Annotated in this window: 14 protein-coding genes; 3 read left to right on the top strand and 11 right to left on the bottom strand. The window is 61.7% G+C overall.

All coding sequences use genetic code 11. From position 1 onward, the window contains the following. Window position 1: 1 nt before the first annotated feature. The 3 genes from tcyL to F7R20_RS23060 all read right to left on the bottom strand — a co-directional run bounded on the left by tcyL (window position 2) and on the right by F7R20_RS23060 (window position 2767). Window positions 2-667, bottom strand: a complete 666-nt coding sequence (gene tcyL, locus F7R20_RS23070) for a cystine ABC transporter permease (RefSeq protein ID WP_003196663.1) — start codon at window positions 665-667, stop codon at window positions 2-4. Further along, window positions 667-1467: a cystine ABC transporter substrate-binding protein gene (gene tcyJ, locus F7R20_RS23065; RefSeq protein ID WP_003196665.1), complete on the bottom strand. Its 801-nt coding sequence runs from the start codon at window positions 1465-1467 to the stop codon at window positions 667-669. Before tcyJ ends, tcyL begins: the two co-directional genes overlap by 1 nt. Window positions 1468-1768: 301 nt before the next feature. Next, complete coding sequence (locus tag F7R20_RS23060; protein WP_003196667.1) at window positions 1769-2767, bottom strand: D-cysteine desulfhydrase; 999 nt, start codon at window positions 2765-2767, stop codon at window positions 1769-1771. A 427-nt stretch (window positions 2768-3194) separates the two neighbouring features. Between F7R20_RS23060 and betT the strand changes: the two genes are divergently transcribed. Further along, window positions 3195-5156: a choline transporter BetT gene (betT, locus tag F7R20_RS23050; protein ID WP_167331293.1), complete on the top strand. Its 1962-nt coding sequence runs from the start codon at window positions 3195-3197 to the stop codon at window positions 5154-5156. 115 nt (window positions 5157-5271) lie between these two features. On the opposite strand, the gene F7R20_RS23045 is transcribed toward betT, so the two are convergent. Next, window positions 5272-6012, bottom strand: coding sequence for an SDR family oxidoreductase (locus tag F7R20_RS23045; RefSeq protein WP_003196671.1), 741 nt, complete (start codon window positions 6010-6012; stop codon window positions 5272-5274). 116 nt (window positions 6013-6128) lie between these two features. On the opposite strand from F7R20_RS23045, the gene F7R20_RS23040 reads away from it, so the two are divergent. Then, a complete protein-coding gene (locus F7R20_RS23040) occupies window positions 6129-7019 on the top strand; it encodes a LysR family transcriptional regulator (protein WP_003196673.1) in 891 nt (296 codons plus the stop codon). Window positions 7020-7224: 205 nt separating this feature from the next. After that, a complete protein-coding gene (mgrA, locus tag F7R20_RS23030; RefSeq protein ID WP_003196675.1) occupies window positions 7225-8262 on the top strand; it encodes an L-glyceraldehyde 3-phosphate reductase in 1038 nt (345 codons plus the stop codon). A 93-nt stretch (window positions 8263-8355) separates the two neighbouring features. Here the strand turns inward: mgrA and tauD are convergent, their stop codons facing one another. The 7 genes from tauD to F7R20_RS22990 form a co-directional block, all read right to left on the bottom strand. Then, window positions 8356-9198 carry a taurine dioxygenase gene (gene tauD / locus F7R20_RS23025; RefSeq protein WP_003196677.1) on the bottom strand — a complete coding sequence of 281 codons (843 nt, stop codon included), beginning with the start codon at window positions 9196-9198 and terminating at the stop codon, window positions 8356-8358. Between the two features lie 49 nt (window positions 9199-9247). Then, window positions 9248-10087, bottom strand: a complete 840-nt coding sequence (gene tauC, locus F7R20_RS23020) for a taurine ABC transporter permease TauC (protein ID WP_003196679.1) — start codon at window positions 10085-10087, stop codon at window positions 9248-9250. After that, the gene (gene tauB / locus F7R20_RS23015; RefSeq protein ID WP_003196681.1) at window positions 10084-10878 is read right to left on the bottom strand and encodes a taurine ABC transporter ATP-binding subunit; all 795 of its coding nucleotides are present in this window, start codon (window positions 10876-10878) and stop codon (window positions 10084-10086) included. The genes tauC and tauB overlap by 4 nt, the downstream gene beginning before the upstream one ends. Before the next feature lie 21 nt (window positions 10879-10899). Then, window positions 10900-11877, bottom strand: a complete 978-nt coding sequence (gene tauA / locus F7R20_RS23010) for a taurine ABC transporter substrate-binding protein (protein WP_003196684.1) — start codon at window positions 11875-11877, stop codon at window positions 10900-10902. Between the two features lie 309 nt (window positions 11878-12186). After that, the gene (gene gshA / locus F7R20_RS23005) at window positions 12187-13770 is read right to left on the bottom strand and encodes a glutamate--cysteine ligase (protein WP_027911794.1); all 1584 of its coding nucleotides are present in this window, start codon (window positions 13768-13770) and stop codon (window positions 12187-12189) included. A 271-nt stretch (window positions 13771-14041) separates the two neighbouring features. After that, window positions 14042-14425: a PaaI family thioesterase gene (locus tag F7R20_RS22995; protein ID WP_003196688.1), complete on the bottom strand. Its 384-nt coding sequence runs from the start codon at window positions 14423-14425 to the stop codon at window positions 14042-14044. Beyond that, entirely contained in the window at window positions 14425-16749 is a 2325-nt protein-coding gene (locus F7R20_RS22990) for a Tex family protein (RefSeq protein ID WP_003196689.1), read from the bottom strand. The genes F7R20_RS22995 and F7R20_RS22990 overlap by 1 nt, the downstream gene beginning before the upstream one ends. Between the last annotated feature and the right edge of the window lie 174 nt (window positions 16750-16923).

Genomic DNA, 16923 nt, shown 5'->3' with positions numbered 1-16923 from the left:
GTCAGGACTCCTGGTCATGCCGATTGACCCGGGCTTCCAGGACGTTCTGCAGGTGCGAGAGCACGCTGGCCAGAACCCAATAGATCAGCGCGGCGGCAAGGTACATGGTGAAGATTTCGAAGGTCCGCGCGGTGATCAACTGCGCCTGGCGGAACAGCTCCGGTACCTGGATAGTCGCCGCCAGCGCGGTGTCCTTGACCAGGGAAATGAAGCTGTTGCCCAACGGTGGCAGGGCCGTGCGTGCGGCTTGCGGCAGGATGGCTCGGCGCAGGGTCTGGGCGCGGGTCATGCCGATGCTTGCCGCCGCTTCCCATTGGCCGCGCTCGATGGAGCTGATGGCGGCCCGCAGGATTTCACACGCGTAGGCGGCCATGTTCAGCGAGAAACCGATCAGGGCCGCCGGTAGAGGATCCAGCTCGATGCCCAGTTGCGGCAATCCGTAATAGATCACGAATAGCTGCACCAGCAACGGCGTGCCGCGAAAGAACGACACGTAGATGCGGGCGATCCAGTTCACCAGTTTGAAGCGCGACAGGCGCATCAGCGCCAGGCCGAACCCCAGCAGCAAGCCGAAAAACATACCGCCCAGGCTGAGGAAGACCGTGTAATACGCGCCCTTGAGCAGGAAGGGCGCGGAGTCCAGTGCGAGTTGAAGAGCTGCTTCCATTATTGGGTAACGTCAGCGCTGAAGTATTTTTCCGAAAGCTTTTTCAGCGTACCGTCGGCGCGCAGTTTTTCGATGGCCTTGTTTACGGCTGCCAACAGCTCAGGCTCGCCTTTGCGCAGGGCAATACCGGACTCCTGGCGCGAAAAGGCTTCGCTGGTGACGGTGGTGTCCTTGGCTTTCTTGGCGTATTCCAGTGCGGCCAGGCGGTCGATCAGGATGGTGTCGATACGACCGACGCGCAGGTCCTGGAACTTGGTTGGGTCGTCATCGTAGGTTTTGACTTGGGCGCCCGGTACTTCTGCCTTGACCCACTGTTCGTAGTTGGTGCCCAGGCCCACGCCGACTTTTTTACCATCCAGGTCGGCGGCCTTCTTGATGTTCAGCTCGTCGGCTTTCTTGGTCAGTACCAGCGCTTGAATCCCGGAAACGGTGTACGGCTCGGAGAAATCGTACTTTTTCTTGCGTTCCTCGGAGATGGTCACCTGGTTGACCACTGCGTCCAGACGCTTGGACTCCAGGGCCGCGAGAATGCCGGCCCATGGGGTCGTCTGCAGCTTGACCTTCACCCCCAGTTCCTTGGCCAGGGCTTCGGAGAACTCCACTTCGAAGCCGGTCAGTTTGCCGCTGTCATCGACGAAACTGAACGGTGGATAAGTGCCTTCCAGGCCGATCTTGATTTCGCCGGCATCCTTGATTTTCTGCAGCTGCTCACCGGCAACTGCTTGCCCCAACAGCCCGGCGCTCAATGCCAGGCCCAGCGAACCTACCAACAGGTTGCGACGTAATGCGGAAAAATTCATGACAAGCCCCTGTGTTTTCTTATGAAGAGGTTATTTTGGCTGAGATAAGGCGTAGCCGCGATCCGAAAAGATTGCCACATCCTGCCTTAAAGCAGCTTGGGCGTCTCGCGGCAAATGTGCCTGCGGCGAGACTATAGGATGGCTTTTATAGATTGGAAAATAATATTAAACAAAGCGCATATGTCTATTTGGAATGACTGCTTGTGGGAGCGAGCTTGCTCGCGATCACGGTGGATCAGCCGAAATTTATGCAGCTGACATACCGCTATCGCGAGCAAGCTCGCTCCCACAGAAGTCTCCACTAAGCCTGGAGCGCCGCGCTGTAGGCAAACAACGCCGGTGCGCCGCCGGTGTGAAGGAAGATGATCGGGCCTTCGTCGAAACGGTCGCGACCCATGCCGTCGAGCAGGCCGGCCATGGCCTTGCCGGTGTAGACCGGATCGAGCAGCAGCCCTTCCTGGCTGGCCAGCAGCTTGACCGCCGCCAGTGTCCCGGCGTTGGGTTCGCCGTAGCGGGGGGCGAAATATTCGTCCCACAGGTTCACTTTGAACGCCTCCGGAAGGGCGACTTCGAGCAACGCTGCCGTGCGCTCGGCCAGGCCCTGGACCTTCGGAAACTGGTCCTCCTCGCTGCGCGAGACCGTGACGCCGATGACAGGCAGCGCCGGCAGGGCTTCGCTCAGCGCCAGCGCCAGGCCGCTGTGGGTGCCGGCACTGCCCGAGGCCAGTACCACGGCGGCGAATTCAATCCCGGTGTCCTTGATCTGCTCGGCCAGTTCCAGGCCGGCGCGCACATAACCCAGCGCGCCCAAGGCGTTCGAACCTCCAATCGGCACCAGGTAGGGTTTTTTCCCGTTGCTGCGCAGGCGACCGGCCAGGGCCTGCAGCTGCTCATCGGCGTTGTCCAGGTTGTCCACCAACTCGACCTTGGCGTCGAACAATTCCAGCAGCAGCCGGTTGCCGTTACCCAGGTAATTGCTGTCTTCGGTGTCGATGGGGTTTTCCAGCAAGGCCACGCAGCCCAGGCCCAGCTTCGCGGCGAGGGCGGCGGTCTGGCGCACATGGTTGGACTGGATCGCCCCGGCGGTGATGAGGGTATCGGCGCCTTGGGCGATGGCATCGGCGGCCAGGTATTCGAGCTTGCGCAGTTTGTTGCCACCCATGGCCAGGGGCGTCAGGTCATCACGCTTGATATAGATGTCCCGGCCGAGCCAGGTGGAGAGACGGTCGAGTTTTTCCAGTGGTGTCGGATGGCCGAGCAGGTCGAGACGGTTAAAGCGAGACAGCTGTTCTTTGATCATGGGTCCGTACTGGTTGTAGGCGATGTCTGGACTATAGGCACGCGGATATTCATGGGCAACCGGCATGTGGGAACGAGCTTGCTCGCGATGGCGGCCTGACATTCAACATCTTCATTGACTGCTACACCGCTATCGCAAGCAAGCTCGCTCCCACAGGGGCTTGGCGCCAGTGAACGAATGCTCTACTGGCAACGTCATACCCTCTCGTAGGCTAGTGTAGGAAGCGTGCCGTCGAGCCCTGCGATTAGTCCTTAGCTAGCTATTTATGTTTAACTTGAACGTTCATTCAAGTTAAACCGTCGGTTTGCTGCCCGCTCACAACAGGAGGCTTGCCTTTGCCGAGTCCGTTTTCGACCACCCCGATTCTTTTTCCCGAGGTGCTTGTTTCATGAGTGCCTCGTCCCTTCCACCCAGCGGCCTGGTCCGCATGAACCCGCCGGTCTTTTACTTCGCCGCGACCTTTATCCTGCTGTTCGGCCTGGTGGTGATTGCCATGCCCGCGCAGGCCGGTGCCTGGTTGCTGGCCGCGCAGAACTGGGCGGCCAATACGGTAGGCTGGTACTACATGCTGGCGATGACGCTGTATCTGGTCTTCGTGGTGGTCACCGCCTTGTCCGGCTACGGCAAGATCAAGCTCGGTGCCGACCACGACGAGCCCGAATTCAGTTATCTGTCCTGGGCCGGCATGCTGTTCGCCGCCGGCATCAGCATCACGCTGTTTTTCTTCTGCGTGTCCGAGCCGCTGACTCACATGGTCCAGCCGCCCCAGGGCGAGGCCGGTACCGCCGAAGCTGCGCGCCAGGCCATGCAGATCCTGTTCTTGCACTGGGGGCTGCACGGCTGGGGCGTTTTCGCATTCGTCGGCATGGCCCTGGCGTACTTCGCCTACCGGCACAATTTGCCCCTGGCCCTGCGTTCGGCGTTGTACCCGCTGATCGGCAAGCGCATCAACGGCCCCATCGGCTACGCCGTGGACGGCTTCGGTATTATCGCCACGGTGTTCGGCCTCGGCGCCGACATGGGCTTTGGTGTGCTGCACCTCAATTCCGGGCTCGACTACCTGTTCGGCATCGCCCACACCCAGTGGATTCAGGTTGGCCTGATCGTGCTGATGATGGGCGCGGCGATCATTGTCGCGGTGGCCGGTGTCGACAAGGGCGTGCGGGTCATGTCCGACATCAACATGCTCCTGGCCTGCGCGTTGTTGCTGTTCGTGCTGTTCGCCGGACCCACCCAGCATTTGCTCAACACCTTGATCCAGAACATCGGCGATTACCTCGGCGCTCTGCCGATGAAGAGCTTCGACCTGTACGCCTACAACGAACCTAGCGACTGGCTGGGCGGCTGGACGGTGTTCTACTGGGCCTGGTGGATCGCGTGGTCGCCGTTCGTGGGGCTGTTCATCGCACGGATTTCCCGTGGCCGCACCATCCGCGAATTCGTGTTTGGCGTGCTGCTGATTCCCCTGGGTTTCACCCTGGCGTGGATGTCGATCTTCGGCAACAGCGCCATCGACCAAGTGCTGAACCACGGCATGAGTGCCCTGGGCATGTCCGCCTTGGAAAACCCATCGATGAGCCTTTACCTGCTGCTGGAAACCTACCCCTGGAGCAAGACCGTCATCGCGGTCACCGTGTTCATCAGTTTCGTGTTCTTCGTCACCTCCGCCGACTCAGGCACCGTGGTGCTGTCGACGTTGTCGGCCAAGGGCGGCAACCCCGATGAGGACGGGCCGAAATGGCTGCGGGTGTTCTGGGGTGCGATGACGGCCCTGGTGACCAGTGCGTTGCTGTTCTCCGGCAGCATCGATGCCTTGAAGTCGGCGGTGGTGCTGACGTCCTTGCCGTTCTCGTTGATTCTGCTGCTGATGATGTGGGGCCTGCACAAGGCGTTCTACCTGGAGTCGCAGAAGCAGATCGCGCAATTGCACTCCCTGGCGCCGGTGTCGGGTTCACGTCGGGGCACGGGCGGCTGGCGCCAGCGCTTGAGCCAGGCGGTGCATTTTCCGTCCCGTGATGAGGTGTACCGTTTCCTCGACACCACAGTGCGCCCGGCCATTGAAGAAGTGACCGCGGTGTTCGTCGAGAAGGGCCTGACAGTGGTGGCCCAGCCCGATCCGGCCAATGACAACGTCAGCCTGGAGATCGGTCACGGTGAGCAGCATCCGTTCATCTACCAGGTGCAGATGCGCGGCTACTTCACGCCGTCCTTCGCCCGCGGCGGCATGGGCTCCAAGGAACTCAACAACCGTCGTTACTACCGTGCCGAGGTGCACCTGAGCGAAGGCAGCCAGGATTACGACCTGGTGGGCTACACCAAGGAGCAAGTCATCAACGACATCCTCGACCAGTACGAGCGGCACCTGCAGTTCCTGCATTTGGTGCGCTGACTCATCTGCACCGACCTCATCGCGAGCAAGCTCGCTCCCACAAGGGAATCACTTGACCCCTGTGGGAGCGAGCTTGCTCGCGATGGCGGTTTAGCTGGCGATGCAGGAAAAAGCCTCAGACTAGTCCGCCATTGGCCCGCAGGATCTGTCCATTCACCCATCCAGCGGCCGGGCTCACCAGGAACGCGATGATGCTGGCAATGTCTTGCGGCTGGCCGAGGCGTTCCAGGGGCGGCATCTTGGCGTAGTGCTGCACCTGTTCCTCACTTTTGCCGTGCATGAACAGTTCGGTGGCGACTGGGCCGGGGGCCACGGCATTGACCGTGATCTGCCGACCGCGCAGTTCCTTGGCGAACACCTGGGTCAGGGATTCCACTGCGGCCTTGCTGGCGATGTACACCGAGTAGCCCGGCAGGTTCAGGCCCACGGTGCTGCTGGAAAAGTTCACGATCCGGCCACCGTCATTCAAACGGGTCGCGGCTTCGCGCAGGGTATTGAAGGTGCCACGGGTGTTGATGGCGAACGTCTGGTCGAACAACTCGTCGCTGTGCTGCGCCAGGGGCATCACTTGGAGGATGCCGGCGTTGTTGATCAATACATCGACCTTGCCCAGTTGCGCTTCGGTTTCATCGAACATCCTGCGGACATCGGCGGCAGAGGACACGTCTGCCTTCACCGCTATGGCTTGGTGGCCGGCCTGGCGCAGTTGCACCACCAACTTGGACGCCTCACTGGCGCTGTTGGCGTAGTTGATGACGACGGCGAAACCTTCGCTGGCCAGTTGCTTGGCGATTTCGGCGCCGATGCCGCGGGAAGCACCGGTGATGATGGCAACTTTGGACGTTTGAGTCGGCATGCTTGAGTCCTCTTGAAGTGGGTGAGGCCAGGTTCACATGTTTACTCTCGGCGATAAATGCCCGAAAGTTGCCTTGACTGTTCAACAATCACTAACAATAAAGGCACCGGATTCAGATGGATCAAGTCAAAGCGATGAAGGTGTTCGTGCGCATCTACGAGCGAAGCAGTTTCACCCTGGCTGCTGAAGACTTGAACATGCCACGGGCCACGCTGACCCATACCCTCAATCAATTCGAAGCCTGGCTGGGCGTTCGCTTGTTGGAGCGCAGCACTCGCAAGGTGCGCCCGACCCTCGATGGCGAAGCCTATTACCCACGCTGCGTGCAATTGCTGGCGGAACTTGAAGAAGCCGAACTGGCGTTTCGCGGCGTGGCGCCCAAAGGCAAGTTGAGGGTGGACTTGCACGGCACCCAGGCACGGTATTTCGTGATTCCGGCGTTGCCACAATTCATGGCCCGCTATCCCGAAATAGAACTGTTCATCAGCGAGGCCGATCGTTTCGTCGATCTGATCGCCGAAGGCGTCGATTGCGTGCTGCGCTCCGGTGAGTTGGCGGACTCATCATTGATCGGCCGGCGTGTCGCCAATCTTCGGCAGATCACCTGCGCCAGCCCCGGTTACTTGCGCCAGTACGGCGAGCCGAAGTGCCTCGATGACTTGAAACATCACAAGGCGGTGAATTACGTCTCGCGGACCACCGCCAAACTGTATCCGTTTGAGTTCATGGTCGATGGCGAGCTCAAGGAGGTCCCGATCGGGGGCTCGCTGTCGGTGTCCGGCGCCGAAATCTATGCCGCCTCGGCCATCGCCGGCCTGGGCCTGATCCAATGCCCGCATTACCGGATGGAAGAGCCGATCCGGCAGGGCCTGATGCAGGAAGTCCTCACCGCCACCCCACCACCGTCCATGCCGGTGTCGGTGCTCTATCCGCACAACCGACTCATGTCGCCGCGGGTTCGTGTATTCGTGGATTGGGTGGCGGAGGTGTTTGCGCAGGCGCGTTAGTGTGGTCTCCGACTTCCTGGCACTGCAAACCCTGTGGGAGCGGGCTTGCTCGCGAATGCGTCGGCAAATTCAGAATTTGTGCTGACTGATACACCGCTTTCGCGAGCAAGCCCGCTCCCACACCTGATATGCGAACTTTCAGCCTGACCGATGCGTCTGTGAAGTGTTAGCTTCTGCCACCAGCGTCCGAACAGAGAGCCTTTCGATGACCTACACCGCTGCGCAAAACCGCTATGAGTCCATTCCCTACCGCCGCGTCGGTCGCAGCGGGCTGGTGCTGCCGGCGCTGTCGCTGGGGTTGTGGCACAACTTTGGCGACAGTACGCCCATCGATACCCAGCGCGCCTTGCTGCGTACGGCGTTTGACCTGGGCATCAACCACTTCGACCTGGCAAACAACTACGGCCCGCCCTACGGCAGCGCCGAGATCAATTTCGGCCGGTTGCTGCGCGAAGATTTCAAGCAGTACCGCGATGAGTTGATCATCTCCAGCAAGGCCGGTTGGGACATGTGGCCGGGCCCATACGGCCAGGGTGGTGGCTCGCGCAAATACGTGCTCGCCAGCCTCGACCAGAGCCTGCAACGCCTGGGGCTGGACTATGTGGATATCTTCTATTCCCACCGCTTCGACCCCGACACCCCACTGGAAGAAACCGCCAGCGCACTGGCCACTGCCGTTCAGCAGGGCAAGGCGTTGTACATCGGCATTTCCTCGTATTCCGGGGTGAAGACCCGGGAAATGGCGGCGCTGCTCAAAGAGTGGAAAGTCCCGCTGCTGATTCACCAGCCGGCCTACAACCTGCTCAACCGCTGGGTGGAGAAAGACCTGCTGGACGCCACCGACGAACTGGGTACCGGTGTGATCGCTTTCACGCCACTGGCCCAGGGCTTGTTGACCGACAAGTACCTCAAGGGTATTCCGGCCGATGCGCGGGTGAACCGTCCGGGCGGCGGCTCATTGCAGGCTTCGCACCTGTCGGAGGAAAACATCGCCCATGTACGTGCCCTCAATGAGATCGCCCAGCGGCGCGGCCAGAGCCTGGCGCAAATGGCCCTGGCCTGGACCCTGCGCGATCCCCGCGTGACCAGCGCGCTGATCGGCGCCAGCCGGCCGGAGCAGATCATCGAGAACGTCGGGGCGTTGAAGAACCTGAGCTTCAGTGCTGAAGAACTGGCGCAGATCGATCGGTTTGCCCTGGAGGGCGGGATCAATCTTTGGGAGAAGCCCTCGTCGGCTGAGTAACGAATCGGCTGATCTGCAATGATCAGCTGAATACACAATCTTGTGGCGAGGGGATAAATCCCCTCGCCACAAGAGCAATTCAGACTCGGTGCCTCACCTGAAAAACGGCACATCCCCCAACACCGTCGCCCGGTGCATCACCCGGCGGGCGGGGCGGTAATCATCCACGGCAAAGTGCTGGGTGACGCGGTTGTCCCAGAACGCCACGTCGTTGACCTGCCAGCGCCAGCGCAGGGTGAGCTCCGGGCGGGTGGCGTGGGCGAAGAGCAGTTTCAGGATCACCTCGCTTTCGGTTTCCGACAGCTCGTTGATCCGTGTCGTGAAGCCTTCATTGACGAACAGTGACCGTCGCCCGCTCACCGGATGAGTGCGGATCACCGGATGGGACAGCGGTGGGTTTTTCCGCCGTGCCTCTTCCCAGCGCGCCAGGTCTTCGGTGGTGTTGCCAAACCGTTCCAATGGAAAGGACCGGGTGAAATCGTGGGTCGCTGTCAGGCCTTCCAGCAAGCGTTTCAACGGGGCTGACAGGGCTTCGTAGGCCGCGATGCCGCTGGCCCACAACGTGTCGCCGCCAAACGCCGGCAGTAGCTTGGCGCTGAGCACCGCGCCCATGGCCGGCGTCGGGAGAAAGGTCACGTCGGTGTGCCACACGGCGTTGTCGCGAACATCGGTGACGGCGGTGTCGAGCACCAGTACTTCCGGCTGTTCCGGTATGTTGGGGTAGATCGGGTGAATGTGCAGGTCGCCAAAATGCGCGGCGAAACGCGCTTGTTGCTCCGGTTCGATTGGCTGGTCGCGAAAGAACAACACCTGATGTTCAAGCAAAGCCTGCTCGATGGCCTCGCGATGTTCCGGGCTCAGCGGCTGGCTGATATCGATCCCACTGATCTGCGCGCCGAGGGCTGTGCTCAAGGGAGTAATGGTCGGGCGGTTCATCGTCGAGTTCTCGGATTGGGCGCCGAATGGTCGGCGTAGTCATTGGGTATCAATGGGCCTGGCCGTGCCACGGCACCAGTTTGCGTTGCAGGGCGCGCAGGCCCATTTCCATGGCGAAGGCGATCAGTGCGATCACCAGGATCCCCAGTACCACCACGTCGGTGACCAGGAACTGCGCCGCTGACTGCACCATGAACCCCAGGCCGCTGGTGGCGGCGATCAGCTCGGCGGCCACCAGCGTCGACCAACCCACGCCCAGGCCAATGCGAATGCCGGTGAGGATGTCCGGCAAGGCACTGGGCACGATCACGTGGCGAATCAACTGGGCCCGCGTGGCGCCCAACGATTGCGCAGCGCGTAGCTTGGCCCGGTCGACAGTGCGCACACCGGTGGCGGTGGCGATGGCAATCGGGGCGAAAATCGCCAGGTAGATCAGCAGCACTTTCGACAACTCGCCGATGCCGCACCAGATCACGATCAACGGCAGGTACGCCAGCGGCGGAATCGGCCGGTAGAACTCGATCAACGGGTCGAGCACGCCGCGAGCGATGCGGTTGGCGCCAATGGCGATGCCCACCGGCACCGCCGTCAGCACCGCGAACAGCAGGCCCAGGCCGATGCGTTCAAGGCTGGCGGCCAGGTGCTGCCAGAGGGTCGAGTCCATGTAGCCGCTGGTTGCCAGCAGCCAACCTTTTTGCAGCACTGCAGACGGCGAGGGCAGGAACAGCGGTTCGATCAGGCCGCTCGCGGTGACGGCCCACCAGACCGCCAGCAGGGCGATCAGGGTCAAGCCGCTGATCCAGCGTGTACTCAGGCTGGGCCTTGAGTCGTTGGTCGCGCGCCTGCTCGTAGTTTCACTGACGACGGCTGGAATTTCGTAGCTGCTCATGCGCGCTCCTGTGGTCGAGTGGCGCTGCGTTGGGCGAACACCTTGGCGAGCACATGCTCGCGGGTTTCGATAAAGCGCGGGTCGGATTTGATCGACCGCGCCGATTCCCCGGCCCCGTAGCGTTGGCCGAAATCCAGGCTCAGGCGCTCGACGATCTGCCCCGGGTTAGGTGCCAACAGAATCAAGTCGGTGGCGAGGAACACGGCTTCTTCAATGTCATGGGTGATCAGGAACACCGGCTTGGCGGTGCGCTGCCAGACCTGCAGCAACAGTTCCTGCATCTGCTCGCGGGTGAAGGCGTCCAGCGCACCGAAAGGTTCGTCCATCAACAGCACGCGTGGGTCGGCCGCCAGCGCCCGGGCCAGGCCGACGCGTTGCTTCTGGCCGCCGGAAAGCTGCCAGACACGACGTTGCTCGAAACCGGCCAGGTCAACCAGGGCAAGCATTTCCCGGGCCCGGGCTTCGCGCTTTTGCTTGCCGACCCCAGCCAGTTCCAGGCCGAACCCAACGTTTGCCAGCACGTCCTGCCAAGGCAGCAGTGCATCGTCCTGGAACACCACGCCGCGCTCGGCGCTCGGACCCTTGACCGGCGTGCCGTCGAGGGTGATCTGCCCGGCGCTGGGCTCGACGAACCCGGCAATCAGGTTCAACAGCGATGTTTTGCCACTGCCGGACGGGCCGAGGGCAACCAGCAATTGCTGGGGCCCCAGGGTCAGGGAAATATCCGCCAGCACCGGTTCCGCCGCGCCGGGGTACTGTGCGCTGATGCGCTCCAGCTGTAGCAAGGCCATCGCGTGTCTCCCTTTTCCTGCTCAACGAGTGATGTATTTGGCGCTGACGTAAGGCGCGTAGTCCGGCAGCACGGCTTCGACCTTGCCTTGCTCCTTGAGGAACGCTGCGGTGTCGGTGATGGCTTGGGTGGTCGGTGCGCCGAGGCTCACGACCTGATCGGCCGCGAGGGGAAAGACATTGCCTTGCAGCAACAGCGGGATATCGCTGGCCTTGGCGCCGGAGAGCTTCACCAGTTTGTCGACGTTGGACGTATCGGCCAGCCAGGCTTGTGGGTCCTTGCGGTACTGGGCGTAGGCATCCAGGGTCACTTTGGCGAAGGCGGTGACAATTTCAGGATGCTTCTGGGCGAAGTCCTTGCGCACTATCCAGGCGTCGAAGGTCGGGGCGCCGAACTTGGCCAGTTCCGCGGAGGTGATCAGGACCTTGCCGTTTTCCTTGGCCACGCCCAGGGCCGGGTCCCAGACGTAAGTGGCGTCGATGTCGCCGCGCTTCCAGGCGGCAATGATGGCCGGTGGCGCCAGGTTGAGTACGGTGACTTTCGACGGGTCGATATTCCAGTGCTTCAACGCGGCGAGCAGGCTGTAGTGCCCGGTGGACACGAATGGCACGGCGATTTTCTTGCCGATCAGGTCTTGCGGGGAGTTGATGCCCGAACCGTCACGAACCACCAAGGCTTCGGCGGCGCCGATCTGGGTGGCGATGAGGAAGGTTTCCACCGGGACCTTGCGGGTGATGGCCGCGGTCAACGGGCTGGAACCGAGGTAGCCGATCTGCACGTCGCCCGAGGCGATGGCGGTGATGACATCGGCGCCGTTGTCGAACTTGCGCCAGTCGATCTTGGCCTGGGTGGCTTTTTCGTAGGCACCATCGGCCTGGGCGACTTTGGCCGGGTCGACGGTGGTCTGGTAAGCGACGGTCAGGTCGGCCGCCTGGGCAAAAAGACTCGTTGCAGCCAGGGAAGCGGCCGCGAGAAGGCGAAGGGGGAAACTCAAAGACATGGGAAAGCTCCTCAACAGGCCGCCGGATGTTCGGCGTTGGAGGAGACTAAATGATCTAAGAATTGGAAAATAAATAACTTTTTCGAATGAGCTTATTTTCGAAAAAATCTATTGAGAACGGCTTGAAACTCTTGTGGCGAGGGAGCTTGCTCCCGCTGGGCCTGTAGGAGCTGTCGAGCGAAGCGAGGCTGCGATCTTTCCCCAGACGCTTGAGTCCCAAGCGAAAGATCAAAAGATCGTCCGAACGCGGCCCGAGCCTTCGGCAGCTCCTACAGTGCAGTCCAGCGAAGCGTCCTCGTCAAAGAGGGATCAGTTACTGATCGCCAGGATGCTCGCCTGATACGAACCCACGAACACGTCGAAATCCCCCACCTCGTTCTGCTCCAGCTCAGTTTGCTGAACCAGGGATTCTCGGGCGGTTTCCTCGAATGCAGTCTGTTCCTGGGCGGGCAAAGGCTCGGCGCGGAAGAACTCGGCGTGGGCCTTGCTTTGGCGCAGGGAGAACTGGGCAAAGCTTTCCTGATGTTCGGCCATGGCGGCCAGCACCTGGGCGGAGGGCGTCAGGGACGGGTCGCGGACTTTCGCCAATTGCGCGTCCAGCGCCTGGCGGTGGGCATCGCCACCTTGACTCTGGTCGAGCAGCGAGGCCAACGGTGCGATTTTTTCCAGCAATTCGACGGCCCAGGCCTGCATGTCCACCGATTGACCCTGGCGCTGCAATTGCAGGCCAGGCTTGCGGCCTTCCTTGACCACGGTCAGGAAGTTGCTGGTGGCGTTGCCGCATTCGTTGTTTTCCAGCTGCGGGCTGTCATTGAGACCGCAATACAGCAGGAACGCATCGAGGAACCGCGACTCGGTGAGGTCGATACCCATCGGCAGGAACGGGTTGATGTCCAGGCAACGCACTTCGACGTACTGGATACCCCGGGCCATCAAGGCCTGGATCGGGCGCTCGCCGGTGTAGGTCACGCGTTTGGGGCGGATGTTGGAGTAGTACTCGTTTTCGATCTGCAGGATGTTGGTGTTGAGCTGCACCCACTCGCCGTTCTGGTGAGTGCCGACCTCGACGTACGGCGCATAAGGCGTCGCCACCGCTTTGCGCAGGCTGTCGGTGTAGCTGGCCAGGTCGTTGTAGCAAGGCGTGAGGCCGGCCTGGGCGTTGCTCTGGTAACCCAGGTCGCTCATGCGCAGGCTGGTGGCGTAGGGTAGGTACAGGGTGTCCGGGTCCAGTTGTTCCAACTGGTGCGGGCGACCGCGCAGGAAACCGGCGTCCAGGGCCGGCGAGGCACCGAACAGGTACATCAGCAACCAGCTGTAGCGGCGGAAATTGCGGATCAGCGCGATGTAGGCCGACGACTGGAAATCACGGTCGCTGGCCTCGACGCCTTCGGCCTGCCGGAGCAGGGGCCAGAGCTTTTCCGGCAGGGAAAAGTTGTAGTGGATCCCGGCAATGCATTGCATGGTCTTGCCGTAGCGCAGGGCCAGGCCCTTGCGATAGACGTACTTGAGCCGACCGATGTTCGAGGTGCCGTAATACGCGATCGGGATGTCCTCTTCCGCCGGCAGTGGGCACGGCATCGAAGGGCTCCACAGGTACTCGTCACCCAGTTTGCTGTAGGCAAACCGGTGGATCTTGTCGAGGCTGCGCAGGGTATCGGCCGGGTTGGCCAGGGCCGGCGTGATGAACTCCAGCAGCGACTCGGAATAGTCGGTAGTGATCTGTTCGTTGGTCAACGCCGAACCCAGGGCCTTGGGATGCGGGGTCTGCGCCAAGTGCCCATCGCCAGTGACGCGCAGGCATTCACGCTCGATGCCGTGCAGGCACTGTTCGAGCAGGGAGAGGTTGGCGCGCTCGCCGAGCAGGGCCAGGCGGCGGTTTAAAAGGTCGCTCAAGTTGAATTCCTTCACGCGTCAGTCGCCCCAATATGGGGGTGGGCAAGACGGTCTACAAGGGTGAAGTTAAAACTGGCGTTTTCGCCTGGTTTTCATGCTGCCAAAGACAATCATCACACCCCCCTGTGGGAGCGAGCCTGCTCGCGATAGCGGTCTGTCAGTCAACTTTTATATTGACTGGTCCACCGCTATCGCGAGCAGGCTCGCTCCCACAAGGGGTTTCGGCGCGGCATTCATGGCGTCGAAATTAACTCAAATCGATGACAGGGAGCTATAGGACAGCGAACGTGCCTTGCGCTTTTGCGACCAGTTTGTCGCCTTGCATCACCTCGGCCTCGACCACCAGCGTGCGCCGACCGGGGTGGATGACCCGAGCGGTGCACAACACGTCGCCGTCGGACACTGCGCGAATGTAGTTGATCTTGCATTCGATGGTCGCGCTCTGCTGGTCAAAGCCATGGACACTGGAGCAGGCCAGTCCCATGGCGATGTCCACCAGGCTGAACAGCGCGCCGCCGTGCAGCTTGCCGCCGCGATTGCGCAGCGGCGGCTCAAGGCTCAGGGCGACTTGCGCCACCCCGTCCCCAAGGCTGTGCAGACGGCAGCCGAGCAGCTTGAAAAACGCGCTCTCCACCAACTCGGCTGGCACGTCCATCAGCGTTTCTTCAACTGCTTGGCGTTGGCGAACAACGAGGCCATGGCGTTGTTCGCCGGGGCCGCGGTGGCGGTTTCCTTGCGTGGCGCGGTGTTTTGCGACTGGCGTGGCGTCGAGCCGGGACGCGCACCACGGGCACCGTCGACTTTCTCGCCCGGTGTGTCGCTCATGCGCATCGACAGGCCGACGCGTTTGCGCGGGATGTCGACTTCCATGACCTTCACTTTCACCACATCACCGGCTTTCACCGCTTCGCGCGGGTCCTTGATGAACTTCTCGGACAAGGCCGAGATATGCACCAGACCGTCCTGGTGCACGCCGATGTCGACGAAGGCACCGAAGTTGGTGACGTTGGTCACCACGCCTTCGAGGATCATGCCCGGCTGCAGGTCCTTTAGGTCTTCGACGCCGTCCTGGAACTCGGCGGTCTTGAACTCGGGGCGCGGGTCGCGGCCCGGTTTCTCCAGTTCCTGGAGGATGTCGGTGACGGTGGGCAGGCCGAAGGTTTCGTCGGTGAACTTCTTCGGGTCCAGGCGCTTGAGGAACCCGGCGTCACCGATCAGCGAACGGATGTCGCGGTCGGTCTGGGCGGCGATGCGTTGCACCAGCGGGTAGGCTTCAGGGTGGACGGCGGAGGAGTCCAGCGGGTTATCGCCGTTCATCACCCGCAGGAAGCCGGCGGCCTGTTCGAAGGTCTTTTCACCCAGGCGCGGGACTTTCTTCAACGCGGCGCGGGTCTTGAACGCGCCGTGTTCGTCACGGTGGGTGACGATGTTCTGCGCCAGGGTGGCGTTCAGGCCGGAGATACGTGCCAACAGCGCCACCGAAGCGGTGTTCACGTCAACGCCCACGGCGTTCACGCAATCCTCCACCACCGCGTCCAGGCCGCGCGCCAGTTTCAACTGGGAAACATCGTGCTGGTACTGGCCGACACCGATGGATTTCGGGTCGATCTTCACCAGTTCCGCCAGTGGATCCTGCAGGCGACGGGCGATGGACACCGCGCCTCGGATCGACACGTCCAGGTCCGGGAATTCCTTGGAGGCCAGTTCCGACGCCGAGTAAACCGAAGCGCCTGCCTCGGAAACCATGACCTTGGTCATCTTCATGGCTGGGTATTTCTTGATCAGCTCGGCAGCCAGCTTGTCGGTCTCGCGGCTGGCGGTGCCGTTGCCGATGGCGATCAGGTCCACCGAATGCTTGGCGCACAGGGCGGCGAGCACGGCGAGGGTCTGGTCCCACTTGTTGTGCGGCACGTGCGGGTAGACCGTGGCGTGGTCCAGCAGCTTGCCGGTGGAATCCACCACGGCCACCTTGCAACCGGTGCGCAGGCCCGGGTCCAGGCCCAGGGTGGCGCGTGGGCCGGCCGGTGCGGCCAGCAGCAGGTCATGCAGGTTGTGGGCGAATACGTTGATTGCCTCGGTCTCGGCGTTATCGCGCAACTCGCCCAGCAGGTCGGTTTCCAGGTGGGTGTAGAGCTTGACCTTCCAGGTCCAGCGCACCACCTCGGCCAGCCATTTGTCGGCGGCGCGATTCTGGTTCTGGATGCCGAACTGCTGGCCGATCATGCCTTCGCATGGGTGCATGGTGCCGGGCAATTCTTCACCGACTTTCAGTGCGGAGCTGAGGATGCCTTCGTTGCGACCACGGAAAATCGCCAGGGCGCGGTGGGACGGCATGCTCTTGAGCGGTTCGTCGTGTTCGAAGTAGTCGCGGAACTTCGCGCCTTCCTCTTCCTTGCCGGCGATCACCCGGGCGCTGAGGGTAGCTTCCTGCTTGAGATAGCTACGCAGTTTTTCCAGCAGGTTGGCGTCTTCGGCGAAACGCTCCATGAGGATGTACTTGGCGCCTTCCAGCGCCGCTTTTACATCCGCCACGCCTTTTTCGGCATCGACGAAGCGCGCGGCTTCGGCTTCCGGGGCCAGGGTCGGATCGTTGAACAGGCCGTCGGCCAGCTCGCCGAGGCCGGCTTCCAGGGCGATCTGGCCCTTGGTGCGGCGCTTTTGCTTGTAGGGCAGGTACAAGTCTTCGAGGCGGGTCTTGGTGTCGGCCAGCTTGATGTCGCGCTCAAGTTGCGGGGTCAGCTTGCCCTGCTCCTGGATGCTGGCCAGGATGCTGATGCGCCGTTCGTCGAGTTCTCGCAGGTAGCGCAGGCGTTCTTCCAGATGCCGCAATTGGGTGTCATCGAGGCTGCCGGTCACTTCTTTCCGGTAACGGGCGATGAAAGGCACCGTGGAGCCTTCATCGAGTAGCGCGACGGCCGCTTCGACCTGTTGTGGGCGTACACCGAGTTCCTCGGCGATGCGGCTGTTGATGCTGTCCATAAAACCACCTGACAAATTGTGAAATCAGGCTCGCCGCCGCAGAAGCAGGGCTCGGCGAGACTGGTTGAGCGGCCTGGCATGCGCCGCTGCCTGGGTCAAAAGGCTGCCTGTTGACCCGCGAAATTCAAAAAGTGCTGCCTGGCCAAGGGGAAAAAAATGGCACGCCGGGTCACG

Source organism: Pseudomonas brassicacearum subsp. brassicacearum, assembly GCF_008801605.1.
Classification (GTDB): Bacteria; Pseudomonadota; Gammaproteobacteria; order Pseudomonadales; family Pseudomonadaceae; genus Aquipseudomonas; species Aquipseudomonas brassicacearum.
This window is presented reverse-complemented; position numbering and strand designations above follow the sequence as displayed.

What these genes read in the sequence shown, in the direction of transcription:
- tcyL (WP_003196663.1), bottom strand. Translation starts at nt 667, where the DNA reads ATGGAAGCAGCTCTTCAACTCGCACTGGACTCCGCGCCCTTCCTGCTC.
- tcyJ (WP_003196665.1), bottom strand. Translation starts at nt 1,467, where the DNA reads ATGAATTTTTCCGCATTACGTCGCAACCTGTTGGTAGGTTCGCTGGGC.
- F7R20_RS23060 (WP_003196667.1), bottom strand. Translation starts at nt 2,767, where the DNA reads ATGATCAAAGAACAGCTGTCTCGCTTTAACCGTCTCGACCTGCTCGGC.
- betT (WP_167331293.1), top strand. Translation starts at nt 3,195, where the DNA reads ATGAACCCGCCGGTCTTTTACTTCGCCGCGACCTTTATCCTGCTGTTC.
- F7R20_RS23045 (WP_003196671.1), bottom strand. Translation starts at nt 6,012, where the DNA reads ATGCCGACTCAAACGTCCAAAGTTGCCATCATCACCGGTGCTTCCCGC.
- F7R20_RS23040 (WP_003196673.1), top strand. Translation starts at nt 6,129, where the DNA reads ATGGATCAAGTCAAAGCGATGAAGGTGTTCGTGCGCATCTACGAGCGA.
- mgrA (WP_003196675.1), top strand. Translation starts at nt 7,225, where the DNA reads ATGACCTACACCGCTGCGCAAAACCGCTATGAGTCCATTCCCTACCGC.
- tauD (WP_003196677.1), bottom strand. Translation starts at nt 9,198, where the DNA reads ATGAACCGCCCGACCATTACTCCCTTGAGCACAGCCCTCGGCGCGCAG.
- tauC (WP_003196679.1), bottom strand. Translation starts at nt 10,087, where the DNA reads ATGAGCAGCTACGAAATTCCAGCCGTCGTCAGTGAAACTACGAGCAGG.
- tauB (WP_003196681.1), bottom strand. Translation starts at nt 10,878, where the DNA reads ATGGCCTTGCTACAGCTGGAGCGCATCAGCGCACAGTACCCCGGCGCG.
- tauA (WP_003196684.1), bottom strand. Translation starts at nt 11,877, where the DNA reads ATGTCTTTGAGTTTCCCCCTTCGCCTTCTCGCGGCCGCTTCCCTGGCT.
- F7R20_RS22995 (WP_003196688.1), bottom strand. Translation starts at nt 14,425, where the DNA reads ATGGACGTGCCAGCCGAGTTGGTGGAGAGCGCGTTTTTCAAGCTGCTC.
- F7R20_RS22990 (WP_003196689.1), bottom strand. Translation starts at nt 16,749, where the DNA reads ATGGACAGCATCAACAGCCGCATCGCCGAGGAACTCGGTGTACGCCCA.